Below are 16,863 nucleotides of genomic sequence, written 5' to 3' on the forward strand. Positions count from 1 at the left end.
TCCCAGACAGTAGACTTTGAATAGGCTCACACTTTTTAAACAGATATTAATTAATAACAACAAACTAAATGATTAAAGCCATGCAAGAATTAGACAGTAAAAGAAATGCATTGGAAGAGGATGAATTAGAGTTTGATCAAAAGACAGCTGTGGAAAAGAATGGATTTTCACTAAATTTTATTTTAGGTTTTTTTGTTTTCCTTTATAAAACAGCTATCAAACCGTAAGTACTTCCTAATTTTTCAGAAGAGACAAGTACTCAACAAATGAATAGGAGAAATATGAATATTTCTCCTATTTTTTTATGATAGCTAATATCGGTTCTAAATAGTCACGGTTATTGGATAGTCTTGGAACTTTATTTTGACCTCCGAGTTTCCCTTTTGACTTCATCCATTCAAAGAATGTATAATTAGGGGCGTTATGAATAACTGGAAATTGTAATGCCATGTTTTTATAACGCTTTGCATCGTAATCGGAGTTGATCTCTCGTAAAGTTTCATCCAATATTTTGCAGAAAGTTTCAAAATTATCGGGTTGCTGTTCAAATTCTATAATCCATTCATGAGCTCCAGCTTCACCTTCCTTAAAGTAAATGGGCCCAGCTGTATAATCTTTGACAATAGCGTGGGTTATTTCACTTGCCTTTTTAATAGCATCCTCAGCATTATCGACAATGAGTTCCTCTCCAAAGGTATTAATGAACTGTTTTGTACGTCCTGTTATTTGAATACGGTATGGAGATAGGGTGACAAATTTGATCGTATCTCCGATCATATACCGCCATAAACCTGCGTTGGTCGAAATAATCAAGGCGTAGTTTTTATTTAATTCGACTTGATGTAATCCTAATGTTTGAGGATTTTCATCGTATAGATTTTCAATAGGTAAAAATTCGTAGTAGATGCCGTAATCAAGCATTAATAATAAGTCTTCAGAATCGGACACGTCCTGTAGTGCAAAGTATCCTTCAGAGGCGTTGTAATTCTCTAAATAATACATCTTATCGGAAGGGATCAGTTTTTTAAATTGCTCACGATAAGGTTTAAAACTTACTCCACCATGGGTGTAAAATTCTAAGTTGGGCCAGACCTCCAGCAAATTACTCTTTCCTGTGATTTCCAATATCTTTTTGGCGAGTACGATATTCCAAGTTGGAACACCTGCCAGATTAGTCACATTTTCGTGAATGGTAATATGCGCAACTTTTTCAATTTTTTCCTCAAAATCCGGTAATAGGGTAACTTCCAAATTTGGTGTTCTTTTAAATTCTGCCCAAAAGGGAAGATTTCTCAATAAGATGGAAGATAAATCGCCATAGTATGAGTCCGAACTAAAGCTATTGATTTGAGAGCTGCCTCCTAATACGACCGATTTTCCGCTGAAAATTTGACTTTCTGGTTTATTGTTGAAATAAATTGTCAACATATCTTTTCCACCCTGAAAGTGACATTCAGTTAAGCACTCTTCACTTACCGGAATAAATTTACTGCGATCTGATGTTGTACCTGAAGATTTAGCAAACCATTTGATGTCCGACGGCCATAATATATTTTGCTCACCTTTGATCATACGATCAATATAAGGCTTTAACGAATTGTAATCTTGTATAGGAACCCTGTTTTTGAATTCTTCAGGAGTTAAAATACTATTATAATCATATTTTTTACCCCACTCCGTTGCTTCTGCTGATGATATTAAACTTTGGAACCATTCTTCTTGTACATCATGCGGATATTTCATAAATAACTCAATCTGATGAATCCGCTTTTTCATGAACCAAGTCAATAGTGAATCTAATATTGCCATATAAAGTTGGAGTAAGTTTAAGTATTTAGCTTTTTGCGACGGAGTTCAAAATGTTGACCCAGATAAAATGTTCGAGCCATCTCATTACTGGCGATTTCCTCCGGAGTACCTGTCAACATAATTTTTCCTTCTGTGAGTAAGTATGCTCGATCAGTAATGGATAATGTTTCTTGAACATTATGGTCAGTGATAAGTATTCCGATATTGCGTGTTTTAAGTTTCGCTACAATAGTTTGAATCTCTTCTACTGCAATTGGATCCACACCTGCAAATGGTTCATCTAAAAGAATAAAAGAAGGATTTGCAGCTAGAGCACGAGCTATTTCTGTACGTCGTCTTTCACCTCCAGACAATAAATCACCTCTATTTTTACGTACTCGATTGAGACTAAATTCAGCAAGGAGTTCTTCCAATTTTTCCAAGCGCTCTTTTTTATTGGGATAGTGTATTTCCAATACGGAAAGGATGTTGTGTTCTACAGACAGCTTTCTAAAGATAGAAGCTTCTTGTGCCAGATAGCCAATCCCTTTTTGAGCACGTTGATACATGGCATCCTGTGTGATTTCTTGATCATCTAAATATACATGACCTTCATTGGGCTTTATCAATCCAACGATCATATAAAAAGAAGTGGTCTTTCCTGCTCCATTAGGTCCTAAAAGACCTACAATTTCTCCTTGCTCTACTTGAAAAGAAACATCGTTTACAACAGTACGTTGTTTGTATTTTTTGATGAGATGTTCAGCTCTTAGTATCATTTTATGTCGTATTTTAACTCAAGATAACAATCTGATTATTAAAAATATATTTTAATATCGAATTCCTTTTAAATTTAATTGCAAATTCTTTTTACCCCGCCATACATTTTCTTCTATGCTGTAACACATATCAAATGGTTTGCCACTATTGATGGTCTCAATATGTTCAGAAAGTCCAAAACCAATACAATCAAAAGAAGGTGAATGCTCTTGTTTAACAGTCATTTTTAAATGATTAGAACCCACAAGATAGGCCGATCCAATCAGAGTGACTTTTTGACTTAAAAAAATGGGACTTTCATTTTGTGGTCCGAAAGGTTCGAATTGGCTTAATATACGGTGAAATTTGGCATCGATATCCTGAAGATGAAGTTTTGTATCTATCAAGATTTCTTGTGTTAACATTTCAGGTTTGATAAGTCGAGTCACCACTTGCTCAAAACGATCTTGAAATAATTTAATATTTTCGATTTGCATGGTCAGTCCAGCGGCATATTTATGGCCGCCAAATTGATCCAATAAGTCACTACATTCACTCAGGGCCTCATACAAGTCAAAGCCGATCACCGATCGACATGAACCCGCAATATGCCCATTAGTCTCTGTTAGAATAATGGTCGGTCTATAATACTTTTCTGTAAGTCTGGATGCAACAATGCCAATTACACCTTTATGCCAATCCGATTTGTACAGGACAGTTGATTTTCGGGTCTTAAGCGAGTCATTATCATCTATAATGGACAATGCTTCTTCAGTAATTCTAAGATCAAAATCCTTACGGACATTATTTTGATCATCAATATTGATATTAAAATCCTTTGCTTCTTGCAATGATTTTGAGATCAATAATTTCACAGCGTCTTTTGCATGATCAATTCTTCCTGAAGCATTGATTCTAGGGCCAATTTGGAAGACAATATCATTAACGGTAAATGTCTTCGTTTTATTGGTAGAAAGGTCAACAAGTGCCTGTAGTCCACAGCACGGATTCGTATTGAGTTTGATCAATCCAAAATGAGTCAGAATGCGATTTTCACCCGTGATCGGTACAATATCGGAAGCGATACTTACCGCTACTAAATCCAGATATTGATAACAGATATCCAAGGACATATCATTTTTCATAATGAACGCTTGGATCAGTTTAAAACCGATTCCACAGCCTGATAATTCCTTGTAAGGATAGTTGCAGTCTTCTCTTTTGGGATCCAGTACCGCAAATGCAGGAGGCAATTCATCACCAGGTAGATGATGATCCCCTATAATGAAATCAATGTTTTTTGAATTAGCATATTCGACCTTATCATTTGCTTTTATACCACAATCCAATGCAATTATCAGCGTAAAACCATTTTCGGCAGCGTAATCAATACCTTGTGTGGAGATACCATATCCTTCCGCATAACGGTCGGGAATATAGAATTCGATACGCGAATGAAATTCCCTGAAAAAACTGTAAACTACAGCTACAGCTGTGGTACCGTCCACATCATAATCGCCATAAATTAAAATCTTTTCATTTTGGCCAATTGCAGTAGTAATTCGGGCAATAGCTTTTTCCATATCTTGCATTAAGAATGGGTTGTGGAGTTGGTCTAAAGAAGGTCGAAAAAATTGTTTAGAAGCATCAAAAGTCTCAATATTTCTAGTAACTAATAATTCTGCTAATACTGGATTAATACCAAGTTCATTGCTTAATTGATTAACTTTTTTGACTTCACTTTTAGATTTTAGTACCCACCTTTTTTGCATATCTTTGCATCGTAATTATGTGTAAATATACGTTTTGTCTATTGACTAACCTAATAATACAATAGGCTAATCATGGTGAGGTATATAACACGCAAGTTTCCAATAAATTAAAGATGGCACTAGCACATTCCTTATTCGAAGGCTCATTTTCAGTCGATGCTTCGAAAAAATTTATTCCTTTTGATCCGACTATTCATCGTGCCATAGATCGTCCTTCCTCGATGTTTATCCATGTCCATCCTTTTCTGATTGAAACTAGTGACGGACTTGTTTTATGTGATACCGGATTGGGACTAACAGATCTTGACGGTGAACTCTTACTTCATAAAAACATTAAAAAGCTTGGATATGAAACGAAGGATGTGAAATATGTGCTGATGTCACATTTGCATAAAGATCATGCTGGTGGAATGGTGAGTTTTGAAGAAGGAGCAGGCCGTATCGCATTTCCAGACGCAGAATATATGGTACAGCGTGGTGAATGGGAAGATGCCTATTCGGGGATAAATAAATCTTATCGGACTGAGATTTTTGATGTGGTGCAGCGAAGTGGTAATTTGCACTTGATAGAAGGTGATGGTATCATTAATAAAGAAATACGATATAATTTGAGTGGAGGGCATACGCAGTACCATCAAACATTTCATATTGAGACCGGCGAGAAGAATTATTTTTTTGGAGGTGATGTTTTACCGAAACCGGAAGAGATTTTTCAAAATTATAGTGCAAAATATGATTTTGATGGACGTCGGTCAAGGGAGTTAAGGAAAGATTATTGGAATGAAGGTGCTCCAAATGATTGGATCTATCTATTTTATCATTCCAAAACGATAGCCATAGGTATACCTGAATTACAAAATGATGGTCGCTATACCATTATAAATATAAAATAATACAAAAACATGTATTAAAAATTCAAAACGGAATTTTTGTTTATTCAACCTTATTATCGTTTGATTTGGCCGATTATTGGTCGCAAAACACATGATAAGATGCTGATATGATTGAATTTTTAGCTAAGTTTGTATAAAGCTGTTAGATCATATCTTTTTTCTTCAGCTAATAAAAAATAAGTTTTATAATAAAGCAAAAAAAATATGTCTGTTGTAAGAGAGTCGGATCTTATTGGTATTGGGAAGAAATATCAAATTGAAACTGAAGCTGGAGACAATATGGTCGTGGTTATACATGACGATGGTCGAAGAGAATTATATCGTTATGATGAAGAAGAAAGTGAGTCTCGATGTGTGATGACCTTAAGCGACGAGGAATCTAGACAGGTCGCAGGTATTATTGGTGGGTTGTCTTATAAACCAAAAGCTTTAGAAACCATTGAAGTCGCATTAGATGACTTGAGAATAGAATGGTATAAAGTGGAAGGTAAATTTGAGGGTGCTAATAAAACAATTGGCCAACTAGAAGTTCGTCAACGTACAGGAGCATCCATTATTGCTGGTATATTAGGTGAAAATACCGTTATTAATCCAGGTCCTGATTATGTAATTAGTCCAGGTACGACCTTGGTTATCGCAGGGAAAAAGAATAATATTAAGCTATTAAAGGAAATATTATTGTAACATACTCAAAACAAAATTTATTTATATGCCATCACACACACTTATTTTAGAAATCGGAATTGCCGTTGGTCTTGTTGCTTCTGTAGGCTTAATAGCCAACAAGCTAAAGTTTTCTGTTATTCCATTTTTTATTTTGATAGGTATGGTGTTGGGGCAGCATGCTCCTCAGATTGGTACTATCGATCTTACTTTTACGGAAAGCAAGCCCTTCATTGATTTTATGGGACGCTTAGGCGTTCTCTTTCTTTTATTTTATTTGGGACTTGAGTTTTCTGTCGGACGTTTAATTAAATCTGGAAAATCAATCGTCACAGGAGGTACCGTTTATGTACTGCTCAATTTTATCTCGGGTTTACTGATCGGCTGGATGATGGATCTTCCCTTCAAAGAGATGATGGTCTTGTGTGGAATTATGACAAGTTCTTCAACAGCTATTGTTGCCAAGGTATTAACCGATTTGAAGCGAACTGCTAATCCTGAAACAGAAGTAATTATGGGGATGATTATGTTTGATGATTTGTTTATCGCCATGCATATCTCATTCCTTTCAGGATTGATTCTAACAGGGAGTAGCTCCTTTTGGACTGTCGCCGGAACATCATTGTTGGCATTAGGATTTATCTTGACATTTCTTATATTAGGAAGGAAGCTGGTTCCTGCTATCGACAAATTATTGCAGGTTAAGTCTTCCGAACTATTTGTCCTTGTTATCTTTGCATTGCTATTTATTACAGCTGGTTTTTCCGAAACCATTCATGTTGCAGAAGCAATCGGTGCTTTGATGGCTGGATTAGTCTTAGCGGACTCTCAGTATATCAAGAAGATTGAAGCCATGGTTTTGCCTTATAAAGATTTCTTCGGGGCGATGTTTTTCTTTAGCTTTGGGTTATCAATAGATATGCTGTCTCTTGGAGGTGCTGTTTTATGGGCTTCTATAGCAGCTGCAGTTACGATCTGCGGCAATCTTGCATCAGGTTATTTTGCGGCCAAATTTTCAGGAATGAAAAATAAAACTTCGTTTGATATTGGATTTACATTATCTGCAAGGGGAGAGTTTTCGATCATTATGGCTAATATTGGAAAGGCGGGTGGTTTATTGCCTGTTATACAGTCATTTGTTGTTGTTTACGTATTGATATTATCCATCGTATCGCCATTATTGACAAAAGAATCTCGGAATATCTGGACAAAACTATTTGGCAAAGATGAAATTAAGCCGAAGACAGTTAAAAGATTAAGTGATTTGGAATCTGGTCAAACACCATAAAAAAAGCGAATCCATTGGATTCGCTTTTTTCTTATAAGAAGCCCAGTTCTAATTTTGCTTCTTCACTCATCATATCTTTTGTCCAAGGTGGATCGAATGTCAATTCTACAAGAGCTTCAGTTACTCCTGGTACAGCAGCAACTTTATGCTGTACTTCGTCCATTATTTGACCAGCAACTGGACAGCCAGGCGCGGTTAAAGTCATCACTATCTTTGCAATACCATTTTCTTTCGTTATGATTTCATAAACCAAACCTAGGTCAACAATATTTGCTGGCTTCAACTCGGGATCATATACTGTTTCTAACGCTTCTTGAATAGCAGGTGCAATATTTAGCTTATCTAAAATTATAATACTCATTTTGACGATCGTTTAGTGTTAGCTTGAATTGCCTCATTGTAAATATGAAGTAATTTCTTTTTATTCTCTTCTGGCGTAAAATTACTAAAATAGAATGCTTTTGTTGTTTGTCTAATGTTAAATTTTTCTTGTGGACTATAATTTTTCCATTGCTGCAAAGTTATCAACATATTATCCACATCTTGTGGATTAAATAATAAACCCGTCTTATTGGGGATTATCAATTCACTCAATGCTCCGATATCACTACCTATAACTGGAGTTCCAACTGAGAATGCCTCGAGTATAGTCATAGGCATACCTTCAAACCACAAAGATGGAACGATTAATGCTTCCGCTTTTTCAACTAAGGGGATGATTTCATCACGTGATTTAAAACCTAAATAATTGATATTGGAATTATTTTGAGCTGCATCTATTACTTTTTGTTTCAACGTGCCGTCTCCTATGATCAGTATTCTGATATCAGTTTTTGAAAAGACTTCCAATAAGTTTAAAATTCCCTTTTCCTCAGTCAGTCTACCCATGTATATAAAATAATCTTCTGCAGGTGATATCAAACCTTCAATAGGAAAAGTGAAATTGGGTTTAATAACAAATTTCTGTGCATCAACAGGTAATGTAGAGTGTATAAATATATTTTTTGCAAAACCTGATAAAGTAATATAGCGATCTACCATATTCCATGTTCCGATTTTTCTATGAAACCAATAGTTTACTGCTAAAATAAATGTTTTGATGGCTGAGTTGTCCATGACTTTATTTTTGATAGCTGTCCATGGAAAATTTTCCTTTAAACTCGAAAGGAAGAGTTTGTTGTCATGATAAAGAATAGCAGAGGGGCAAAGTATTCGGAAATTGTGTAAGGTCATCACCAGTGGGAAACCCAATTTATAAATTGTTCTTATAATAAGGGGACCACTTGCATAATGTGTGTTGTGGATATGCACTAATTCAGGATTGAATTTTTTTATCGTTCTTTTTACCTGATATGAAGCAGCAATATTCCAAAAAGAAAACAGTGTTTGTAAAGCACCTTTCCATCCCTTTTTATTTTGAAAAGTAAGTGATAATACCTCGTTATCGACAGCGAGCAGTTCTTGCTCTTGTTGAAAAACGGTGTCTTCACCACCAGGGCCTTGATAGAAAGTATGGATGATTAAAATGCGCATGGATCCTTGCTTTTTTACAAACTTAGATAAATTTGTTTTATGTGCAATTTTAATTGTATCGTAAATAGCATAAATTTATGGGATCGCACTTTATTTTTTGTTCTCCTCATTTCAATGCTTTATTGATCTCTCCTTTGTCCTCAAGGCTGCTTTCATAGTGAAATTTGTATTAATTTGCTTGAATTAAATTCTTTTCAACCCACTGAAATCAAAACTTTGTTTTTATAATTCTTATCTTCGCTTATCATTAGGAGACGATGACCAGATAATATGCAGCATTTACAAAAATTAATCTTTGACTCGATTGAAAACAGTCAATTTCCGAATCAGCCCGCTAATCTTTACGATCCAATTCGTTATTTTTTGAGTTTAGGTGGCAAACGTATTAGGCCTACATTAACCTTATTGGCAGCTGATATGTTTGATATTGGAGAAATTACAGATGCTTTACCTGCGGCAAAATCGATCGAATACTTCCATAATTTTTCACTTGTACATGATGATGTAATGGATCAAGCGCCACTACGCAGGGGAAAACAGACTGTTCATGAAAAATGGAATTTAAGTGTAGCCATACTTTCAGGTGATGGGCTATTAGTCAAAGCATATGATGAATTGGCAAATTGTAATCCTGGTTATATTGCCGATCTATTAAAAACCTTCAATCGTGTCGCTATGCAAGTGTGCGAAGGACAACAAATGGATATGGATTATGAACATGCTGATTCCATCAGTATGGAGGATTATATTGAAATGATCCGATTAAAAACTTCCGTATTATTAGGTGGCGCATTGCAAATGGGAGCAATTTTAGCTGATGCAAGTCTTCATGATCAAAAATTGATCTATGAATTTGGTGAATATATCGGTATTGCTTTTCAACTTCAAGATGATGTTTTAGATGCCTACGGAAATCCTGAAACATTTGGCAAACAAGTAGGTGGTGATATTTTGATCAATAAAAAAACTTATCTGTTGGTCAAGTTGATGGAAATCTTAAAAGAAGAAGATAGAAACTCCTTACAAAACTTATTAGATTCTACTTTATCAGGTAATCCCAACAAATTGAAGGATATGTTAATATTATATCAAAAATATAACATAAAATCACTTGCAGATCAATTGAAAGAATCTTATACACAACTGGCATTTGAAAGATTATCGGCGATTGATATACCAAATGACAAGAAGAAAGCGTTAATTACATTATCAAATCAACTCCTTATTAGAGAACAATAGAAAGCGCTATTATTTGTCTATTTTATCTTTATTTGGTAAAATAATTCTTAATTTGTAGACTTAGTTCATCATAATTTACGAAACAATTAAAATGGAACCGTTAAAAGTAACAATCTTTCAAGCTTATATTTTTTGGGAAAATATAGAAAAAAACTTGAGTAATCTTGCGCTTAAACTTTCAAATTTGAGAGAAAAAACGGATCTCATTATATTACCGGAGATGTTCAACACTGGATTTACCAACAATGTAGAGAAGTGCGCTGAAACATCAGATGGTAAAACGATGCAGTGGTTATTCCATATGTCTCAAACTTTAAACTGTGTGATTGCAGGTTCTTTGATCATTGTGGAGAACGGGAAATATTTCAATCGTTTTGTATGGATGTCTCCTGATGGCACTTATGTAAAATACGATAAACGTCATTTATTTGCAATGGCAAGAGAGGATCAATATTTTACAGCAGGCCGCGAACGTATCGTTGTTAATATCAAAGGATGGAATATTTGCCCTATGATTTGTTATGATATCCGTTTCCCAGTTTGGTCTCGAAATGTTGGAGGGGCATATGATTTATTGGTATATACTGCCAATTGGCCGGATAAACGTTCTGCTCATTGGCGTACATTGATCCCAGCACGTGCGATTGAAAATCAGGCCTTTGTTATTGGTGTGAATCGTGTAGGACATGATGGTAATGATATCTATTACTCTGGAGGCTCCATGTGTATCTCTCCATTGGGAGATGTGGTATATTATAAACCTGAAGATGAGGATTTGTATACATTTACTATTCAACCTCGTGATCTTCAAGAAGCAAGAAAATCATTCCCATTCTTGCAAGATGCAGATAGCTTCACGATAGATTAATACCTGTTATTTGTATGGTCTATCCAATATTACAGACATAATAACTGCTTTTCTAAGATCAAAATCTTCTCCGATTGTATGCTCTTTTTGTGGAGAGTTGGACAGTTTAACTTTCTTGCTCAACGCTGAACGATGCTCTTCTCTTTCTTTTTTAAATCGTTGAATTTCATTCGTTTCCTTTATTTTTTCGGAATAAAATGGTGGAGGTGTAGGTACAGATGTTTTCTGTGGAGTGGATTTATAGGTAGCGGGTTGCTGCTTGACTGGCACAGGATTAGGGCTAGTTACCTTCCTTCTTTTTAGGGCAGCCTCTTGCTCTTTCATGTAGTTTTGATATGATTTAAAACCAAAGATTGCCAATGCAATTAATAAGGGGATTAACTTTTCCATAGCATGAAGATAATAAAAAAAAACAATTAAATTTTTGTTATACCGTGTAAAACTTTATATTTATAAATATAAACCTATTTGATCAACGCGTTCCAGTTCATTATTTTTTTTGAAATAAATGACCGTTGGTTAAAAAGTACGATATAGTATAACCTAAAAGACTTTAATTATTATGCATAATGAAGATTTAATTGGAAAGATAGAATTCTATGATTTTCTAACTGGAAAAGCAACTACTGCCATATCACGTAGAATGCAGCGTAATTTAAAAGATGTGGGAATCAATATTACGGCTGAGCAATGGAGTATTCTGTACAATTTATGGCAAGAGGAAGGACTTACACAACAAGAGTTGGCCACACGAACTTTTCGAGATAAACCGAGCATCACTAGGCTCATTAATAATTTAGAAAAATTAAATTTAGTTATTCGTGTCAATGATAAAGAAGATCGTAGATCCAATCTGATTTATTTGACAAAGTCAGCACGCAAACTAAAAGATGTTGGCATGCAGCAAGCCAATAAGACTATTGCTGAGGCGCTTGAAGGCGTATGTGCGGAAACCATTAATATTGCACAAGTTACTTTACAGCAAGTGATCTGTAATTTGAGGAAATAAAATAACAGCGGCCTTATTTATCAATAAGGCCGCTGTTTGTTATCTTGTTTAAAACATTTTTGCTTCAAAATCAGTATGACTTTCAATCAATCGTCCTTCTCGACCAAAATAAATATCTTGAAAACTTAAGGTATTGACTGCGTCGACTTTTCTGAAAAATTTATCAGCACTGACATCAGATAAAGTTTTGAAACCACATGCTTCCATAATTTCTACGGTCGCCCGTAATGTGTTACGATGAAACTGTGCAACACGTACATATTTATCGTTGACATCTAATCCTTTGTATAAATGCGGCTGTTGAGTTGCAACACCAACAGGGCAAGTATCTTCATTACATTTTAAAGCTTGAATACAACCTAAGGCAAACATCATACCTCTAGCACTATAACAAGCATCAGCTCCCAGTGCAATTACTTTTAATAAATCAAAACCAGTAACGATTCTACTTGATACTAAAAGTTTAATATGTCTCTTTAAACCAAATGCTATTAGGGTTTTTGTTACAAATGCTAATGCATCATATAAAGGCATACCCAGATTATCTGTAAACTCAAGTGGTGCAGCTCCAGTTCCACCTTCAGAACCATCAATAGCTATAAAGTCAGGAAATATCTGTGTGGTTTGCATGGCACGACATATTTCAATGAACTCTTGTTTATCACCGATACACATTTTGAATCCTACAGGTTTGAAATCACTTAATTCCTTCATTTTATAAATGAATTCCATCATTTCAATAGGGTTTGAAAATGCACTATGTGCTGGTGGCGACATCACATCTGTTCCAGGAATGACGTGACGAATCGCAGCAACCTCGGGAGTGTTTTTAGCTGCGGGTAGAATACCGCCATGACCAGGTTTTGCTCCTTGGGAAATTTTTAACTCGATCATTTTGATATTAGGTCGAGCTGTTTTTTCTCTAAAAAGTTCAGGATCAAATTTACCATCATGAGTTCTACAGCCAAAATAACCAGTACCCACTTGCCAGATTAAGTCACCACCACTATTATGATATTCACTAATACCACCTTCACCAGTATTATGTGCGAAATTTTGTAACTGAGCACCTTTATTTAAAGCTGTAATGGCTGTTTTACTCAATGCACCATAACTCATTGCAGATATATTAAAGACGCTTAAGTTATAGGGGTGTTTACATGATTCATTTCCCACTACAGTGCGTAAATCATGGTTTTCAATATGACAAGGAAAGACGGAGTGTGCAGCCCATTCATTTCCTACAGTCTGTGGATCAGTTTGCATACCAAAAGCAACGGTCTCTCTTTGATTTTTTGCGCGTTGGTAGACAATAGAACGTTGACGTCTGTTAAAGGGACGACCATCGGTGTCAGATTCCCAAAAATATTGACGTAATTCTGGACGAATAGACTCAAAGAAATATCGGAAATATCCTACTAAAGGATAATTACGTAAAATGGCATGTTTATGTTGAAAACTATGATATATAGCGACAAATAAAAGAGGCATTGGAATGACTAATAACCAAAACCATTGTGGTGTAAAAATAAGACCAAAGGAGATTATAATCAAATTGATTACAGTCATGGTGCCAAGAATTAATTTTCTAACGGTCATAATTTAAATAATATTTAGACTCTACTTGAATAAAATTTGATCATTGACCCATCAAATGCGATGGACTGACCTGATACATTTTTTTATGTTATTATACTTTCAAATATTGAACCAATGTTCGATTTTGACAAAGCAAAAGTACTAAGTTACTTGTTGTAAACGAAAATTATTGGCAGGTATGAAGAAGATTTAAAATCTTGGTAAAGAAATGATATTTAGCTTTTTCTTTTCACAATCTCTTGTGATAATAGTTGATAGATTTGTTTCCAATCATCCTGTTCTCTGATAAAATTTAAATGCTTTTTTATCGTTATTTTGTCATTTCTAACAGCAGGTCCGGTTTGAACCTCTTTTGGAATCCTAGTTTGAACTTTTTTCGCTGTTTCTAGAATAATTGGTCGTACTAAATCAAAGGGCAAATCATGCTTTTGCAAAAGTTCATAGCTGATTTGAAAAAGTGCATTCGTAAAATTATTGGCAAATACCGATGCCACATGTATGGCTAATCTTTGACTGCTACTACATGCAAAAGATAGAGGCGCTATGGTATGGATGAGTGTTAATAGAGTTGCCTGTACTTTCGGGGTATTTCCCTCGATACAGAATGGAATTTGGCTGAAGTCAGAATCTTCATTTTTAGAAATGGATTGAGGTGGATAAATAACTCCGTAATGTTTAAACTTATTTAATACGTCCATCTCAGTTGCTCCAGAGCAGTGTACAACAATTCCGGATAGATCTGTTGGAAAATCCATGATCAAGGAACTGATCGCTTGATCTGATACCGCTATCACATATAAATCAGCATGTCTTTGCATTTCAGAAATCTCGGTGATGCTGTCTGCATGTACAGCAAAGGCCAATGCTTGTGCATTGGCCTTTTTTTGACTGAATATTTGTTTTATTTTGTGACCTTGATGATGAAAGTTTTGTGCAAAATGAGTAGCAACATTTCCACTTCCTAAGATGACAATATCCATTAGCTTTGTTTTTTTTCTAATCGTTTTGCATCACTATTTCTTCTAAATATAGACATGAAAAATCCAATTGACATCACGATTGTTCCACACCAGAAGAAATTAATATACGGAAATTTAATGGCTTTGAAAACGATCCATTTTTTCTCTGGTAATGGTTTTTGGTACACCATAATTTCCAGCTTATCTTTTTTAGGTAGGATATTTGAAAAACGGAAGCGTAATCCTTGTTCGTTCACATCCTTATTAAAATCGTACGAAGTACCGTCTTTAATTAAAAATATAGGTTCTACGTGATACTCTTTGTTATCAGAAGCTACCACTTTAATTTTCAGCCCGACGATCACATCTTTCTCTCCTTTCGGAATATTTTCTAAGTGTGCATTTCGATTAACGCCTTCAATGACGAAAAATCCATTTCTATACCGGAGCGTATCGCCTACATTAGCTTCATAAGTTGCAGGTTCTTCATAATCTTCAAAACCTGTTTTTTGATCCGCAGGAATATTTGCATTTTTTGCCTGCTGATCCGATGCTGCAGCTGTTATCAGGGTATAAATATCATGAGTAAAGTAATGTTTGGTTGCTGGAGTACCAATCAATCCACCCATTTTTTCATTATTCTGAGCAAATGGCATCAGCACAAACGAACTTTGGACTTTTCCACTTTCTTCATCAATTTTTTCGTATTTTATTTTATAGAATACATTGGGTTGAGCCACACTATCACCGATATAAGTAATACGGTAATCACCCATCTGAACAGGTTCTCCCTCCGTTAAAAATAAGTTGTCTCCAGGTTTTTCCACTTTATCAAATCCTGACACAGCAATATAACCTGTGTTATTGATGGAGATCACTTCATTTGTCGAGGCAGCTACCATAGCTCCAATTAATAGCAGTCCAAAACCAATATGCGCCACAGATGAACCGGCTAATTTCCATTTCCCTTTTACAGCGTCGGCTAATACACGGATATTAGCAAGAATACAAAATAAAGAAGAGAAAGTAATTAATATGAAAATGAGGTTTGTATACGTTTTAGTAATGTAAGAAACGATAGCAGTCAATAGAACCGCAACGATTAATGATGCAATAGTAGATGCGAAAAATTTTCTAGGATCTGTTTTTTTATACTTTAAAAACTGAGTAATTGAAGTTAAAATCATAATAACAACAGCAAAACCTGATTGCCATTTATTATAATGTTGGATAGGATCTAAAGGAGGGGCAACTTTGGTTCCAAAAATTGCATTGAAGACTGGGATTGATGTGGAAGAAATCATTTGAACACAAGCTACAGTCAGTACCAAAGCACCGATGAATAACCAAAATTCTCTGGAATAGATATCTTCCTCCTTTTGTGTAGTTGGCATATGTTTTTTTCGCACAACAAGGGCAATGACCATAATCGCAAAGAATGTGGCATTAAATGCGATCAATTGTCCGTTTAATCCTAAATCTGTAAAAGAGTGAACAGATGTTTCTCCCAAAATACCACTTCTCGTTAGATATGATGCATAGATAACCAATACAAAACTCACCAATGCTAAAAATGTCGCAGTGAAATAAGAATGACCTGAGTTTTTGTATGCGATCATGACATGGACAGCAGCAATTAATGTAAACCAAGGAATAATAGAAGCATTTTCTACAGGATCCCAAGCCCAAAATCCGCCAAAGTTAAGTGCTTCATAAGCCCAAAAAGAACCCATAATAATACCAACTCCCAAAATCATAACGGCAAAAAGCGCCCATGGTAAAGCCGGTGTGATCCATTCTTTATAACGTTTGGTCCAAAGTGCTCCAGCTGCGTATGCAAAAGGAACAACCATAGACGCGAATCCTAAGAATAGCGTAGGGGGGTGGATTACCATCCAATAATTCTGTAATAATGGATTTAAGCCTCTTCCATCGGGTATGAGAGAAAGGTAATCCGCTTGACTGAAAATTGGGCCTTCAATCGCCTCTCTTAATAAGATAAAGGGCGAACTACCGAAGTGAAATCCAAAAATTTGAACACCAACTATCATCGAACCTAAGAATACTTGACACAGCATAATAAAGGTCATCACTGGACCTTCCCAATCCTTTGCTTTAAACAGCAAAACTGATCCTAATACACTTTGCCAAAACATCCAGAGTAAAAAACTACCTTCTTGACCTTCCCAGAAACTGGAAATGATATAATGCGTCGGTAGCGCTTTCGAACTATGTGCCCAAGCATAATGATATTCAAATAAATGATTGTATATGATATAAAATAGTGTCGACCCAATCGCAAGAATTGAAACGGCATTTATCCAAAAGGAAACCCGAGCGATTTTTAACCAAGATTTGTCCTCTTTATTAGTTGTAGCAAAATAATAACTGATGAAAGAAAGAAGCGCTGTTCCAAATGAGAGAATGATAAAAAATTGACCTATTTTTCCAGGCAATAGATTCTCGCCTACGTAGTTTACGTCCATTTATGTG

16 protein-coding genes are annotated in these 16,863 nt (G+C 35.4%); 7 read left to right on the forward strand and 9 right to left on the reverse strand.

Features of this window, described 5'->3' with window-relative positions; translation table 11 throughout:
- The first annotated feature begins 80 nt into the window (after positions 1-80).
- The gene (locus tag C8N37_RS22770) at positions 81-227 is read left to right on the forward strand and encodes a hypothetical protein (RefSeq protein WP_153196917.1); all 147 of its coding nucleotides are present in this window, start codon (positions 81-83) and stop codon (positions 225-227) included.
- Between the two features lie 67 nt (positions 228-294).
- Here C8N37_RS22770 and C8N37_RS07600 read toward each other — a convergent pair whose 3' ends face one another.
- From C8N37_RS07600 to recJ, 3 genes are read right to left on the reverse strand one after another with little or no spacing between them, the layout of a single operon-like run.
- Positions 295-1,809 (reverse strand): GH3 auxin-responsive promoter family protein, encoded by a 1,515-nt coding sequence (locus C8N37_RS07600; protein WP_108158321.1) that lies wholly within the window; start codon positions 1,807-1,809, stop codon positions 295-297.
- Between the two features lie 17 nt (positions 1,810-1,826).
- Positions 1,827-2,567: an LPS export ABC transporter ATP-binding protein gene (gene lptB, locus C8N37_RS07605; RefSeq protein WP_108158322.1), complete on the reverse strand. Its 741-nt coding sequence runs from the start codon at positions 2,565-2,567 to the stop codon at positions 1,827-1,829.
- 51 nt (positions 2,568-2,618) lie between these two features.
- On the reverse strand, positions 2,619-4,319 hold the full coding sequence (recJ, locus tag C8N37_RS07610) for a single-stranded-DNA-specific exonuclease RecJ (protein WP_108158323.1): 1,701 nt from the start codon (positions 4,317-4,319) through the stop codon (positions 2,619-2,621).
- 113 nt (positions 4,320-4,432) lie between these two features.
- On the opposite strand from recJ, the gene C8N37_RS07615 reads away from it, so the two are divergent.
- The 3 genes from C8N37_RS07615 (at position 4,433) to C8N37_RS07625 (ending at position 7,163) form a co-directional block, all read left to right on the forward strand.
- A complete protein-coding gene (locus C8N37_RS07615; protein WP_108158324.1) occupies positions 4,433-5,212 on the forward strand; it encodes an MBL fold metallo-hydrolase in 780 nt (259 codons plus the stop codon).
- Positions 5,213-5,416: 204 nt separating this feature from the next.
- Positions 5,417-5,896 carry a cation:proton antiporter regulatory subunit gene (locus C8N37_RS07620; RefSeq protein WP_108158325.1) on the forward strand — a complete coding sequence of 160 codons (480 nt, stop codon included), beginning with the start codon at positions 5,417-5,419 and terminating at the stop codon, positions 5,894-5,896.
- 25 nt (positions 5,897-5,921) lie between these two features.
- Positions 5,922-7,163, forward strand: a complete 1,242-nt coding sequence (locus tag C8N37_RS07625) for a cation:proton antiporter (RefSeq protein ID WP_108158326.1) — start codon at positions 5,922-5,924, stop codon at positions 7,161-7,163.
- Positions 7,164-7,194: 31 nt separating this feature from the next.
- Here the strand turns inward: C8N37_RS07625 and C8N37_RS07630 are convergent, their stop codons facing one another.
- On the reverse strand, positions 7,195-7,524 hold the full coding sequence (locus C8N37_RS07630; RefSeq protein ID WP_108158327.1) for a metal-sulfur cluster assembly factor: 330 nt from the start codon (positions 7,522-7,524) through the stop codon (positions 7,195-7,197).
- A complete protein-coding gene (locus tag C8N37_RS07635) occupies positions 7,521-8,696 on the reverse strand; it encodes a glycosyltransferase family 4 protein (RefSeq protein ID WP_108158328.1) in 1,176 nt (391 codons plus the stop codon). The genes C8N37_RS07630 and C8N37_RS07635 overlap by 4 nt, the downstream gene beginning before the upstream one ends.
- 270 nt (positions 8,697-8,966) lie before the next feature.
- Here C8N37_RS07635 and C8N37_RS07640 point away from each other — a divergent pair, with 270 nt between their 5' ends.
- Both C8N37_RS07640 and C8N37_RS07645 read left to right on the forward strand, forming a co-directional pair.
- Positions 8,967-9,935, forward strand: coding sequence for a polyprenyl synthetase family protein (locus C8N37_RS07640; RefSeq protein ID WP_108158329.1), 969 nt, complete (start codon positions 8,967-8,969; stop codon positions 9,933-9,935).
- Between the two features lie 91 nt (positions 9,936-10,026).
- Entirely contained in the window at positions 10,027-10,803 is a 777-nt protein-coding gene (locus tag C8N37_RS07645; RefSeq protein WP_108158330.1) for an amidohydrolase, read from the forward strand.
- A gap of 6 nt (positions 10,804-10,809) precedes the next feature.
- On the opposite strand, the gene C8N37_RS07650 is transcribed toward C8N37_RS07645, so the two are convergent.
- Positions 10,810-11,193, reverse strand: coding sequence for a hypothetical protein (locus C8N37_RS07650; protein ID WP_108158331.1), 384 nt, complete (start codon positions 11,191-11,193; stop codon positions 10,810-10,812).
- A 172-nt stretch (positions 11,194-11,365) separates the two neighbouring features.
- On the opposite strand from C8N37_RS07650, the gene C8N37_RS07655 reads away from it, so the two are divergent.
- A complete protein-coding gene (locus tag C8N37_RS07655) occupies positions 11,366-11,812 on the forward strand; it encodes a MarR family winged helix-turn-helix transcriptional regulator (protein ID WP_108158332.1) in 447 nt (148 codons plus the stop codon).
- Between the two features lie 48 nt (positions 11,813-11,860).
- Here the strand turns inward: C8N37_RS07655 and C8N37_RS07660 are convergent, their stop codons facing one another.
- From C8N37_RS07660 to C8N37_RS07670, 3 genes are all read right to left on the reverse strand, one after another.
- The gene (locus C8N37_RS07660) at positions 11,861-13,411 is read right to left on the reverse strand and encodes an FMN-binding glutamate synthase family protein (RefSeq protein WP_108158333.1); all 1,551 of its coding nucleotides are present in this window, start codon (positions 13,409-13,411) and stop codon (positions 11,861-11,863) included.
- A 215-nt stretch (positions 13,412-13,626) separates the two neighbouring features.
- A complete protein-coding gene (locus C8N37_RS07665; protein ID WP_108158334.1) occupies positions 13,627-14,391 on the reverse strand; it encodes a Rossmann-like and DUF2520 domain-containing protein in 765 nt (254 codons plus the stop codon).
- The gene (locus tag C8N37_RS07670) at positions 14,391-16,856 is read right to left on the reverse strand and encodes a heme lyase CcmF/NrfE family subunit (RefSeq protein WP_108158335.1); all 2,466 of its coding nucleotides are present in this window, start codon (positions 16,854-16,856) and stop codon (positions 14,391-14,393) included. Before C8N37_RS07670 ends, C8N37_RS07665 begins: the two co-directional genes overlap by 1 nt.
- Positions 16,857-16,863: the final 7 nt, after the last annotated feature.

The sequence above is a fragment of the Sphingobacterium faecium genome (assembly GCF_003054045.1).
In the GTDB taxonomy this organism is placed as follows: domain Bacteria; phylum Bacteroidota; class Bacteroidia; order Sphingobacteriales; family Sphingobacteriaceae; genus Sphingobacterium; species Sphingobacterium faecium.

What these genes read in the sequence shown, in the direction of transcription:
- C8N37_RS07615 (WP_108158324.1), top strand. Translation starts at nt 4,433, where the DNA reads ATGGCACTAGCACATTCCTTATTCGAAGGCTCATTTTCAGTCGATGCT.
- C8N37_RS07625 (WP_108158326.1), top strand. Translation starts at nt 5,922, where the DNA reads ATGCCATCACACACACTTATTTTAGAAATCGGAATTGCCGTTGGTCTT.
- C8N37_RS07640 (WP_108158329.1), top strand. Translation starts at nt 8,967, where the DNA reads ATGCAGCATTTACAAAAATTAATCTTTGACTCGATTGAAAACAGTCAA.
- recJ (WP_108158323.1), bottom strand. Translation starts at nt 4,319, where the DNA reads ATGCAAAAAAGGTGGGTACTAAAATCTAAAAGTGAAGTCAAAAAAGTT.
- C8N37_RS07645 (WP_108158330.1), top strand. Translation starts at nt 10,027, where the DNA reads ATGGAACCGTTAAAAGTAACAATCTTTCAAGCTTATATTTTTTGGGAA.
- C8N37_RS07650 (WP_108158331.1), bottom strand. Translation starts at nt 11,193, where the DNA reads ATGGAAAAGTTAATCCCCTTATTAATTGCATTGGCAATCTTTGGTTTT.
- C8N37_RS07660 (WP_108158333.1), bottom strand. Translation starts at nt 13,411, where the DNA reads ATGACCGTTAGAAAATTAATTCTTGGCACCATGACTGTAATCAATTTG.
- lptB (WP_108158322.1), bottom strand. Translation starts at nt 2,567, where the DNA reads ATGATACTAAGAGCTGAACATCTCATCAAAAAATACAAACAACGTACT.
- C8N37_RS07600 (WP_108158321.1), bottom strand. Translation starts at nt 1,809, where the DNA reads ATGGCAATATTAGATTCACTATTGACTTGGTTCATGAAAAAGCGGATT.
- C8N37_RS07665 (WP_108158334.1), bottom strand. Translation starts at nt 14,391, where the DNA reads ATGGATATTGTCATCTTAGGAAGTGGAAATGTTGCTACTCATTTTGCA.
- C8N37_RS07670 (WP_108158335.1), bottom strand. Translation starts at nt 16,856, where the DNA reads ATGGACGTAAACTACGTAGGCGAGAATCTATTGCCTGGAAAAATAGGT.
- C8N37_RS07630 (WP_108158327.1), bottom strand. Translation starts at nt 7,524, where the DNA reads ATGAGTATTATAATTTTAGATAAGCTAAATATTGCACCTGCTATTCAA.
- C8N37_RS07635 (WP_108158328.1), bottom strand. Translation starts at nt 8,696, where the DNA reads ATGCGCATTTTAATCATCCATACTTTCTATCAAGGCCCTGGTGGTGAA.
- C8N37_RS07655 (WP_108158332.1), top strand. Translation starts at nt 11,366, where the DNA reads ATGCATAATGAAGATTTAATTGGAAAGATAGAATTCTATGATTTTCTA.
- C8N37_RS07620 (WP_108158325.1), top strand. Translation starts at nt 5,417, where the DNA reads ATGTCTGTTGTAAGAGAGTCGGATCTTATTGGTATTGGGAAGAAATAT.
- C8N37_RS22770 (WP_153196917.1), top strand. Translation starts at nt 81, where the DNA reads ATGCAAGAATTAGACAGTAAAAGAAATGCATTGGAAGAGGATGAATTA.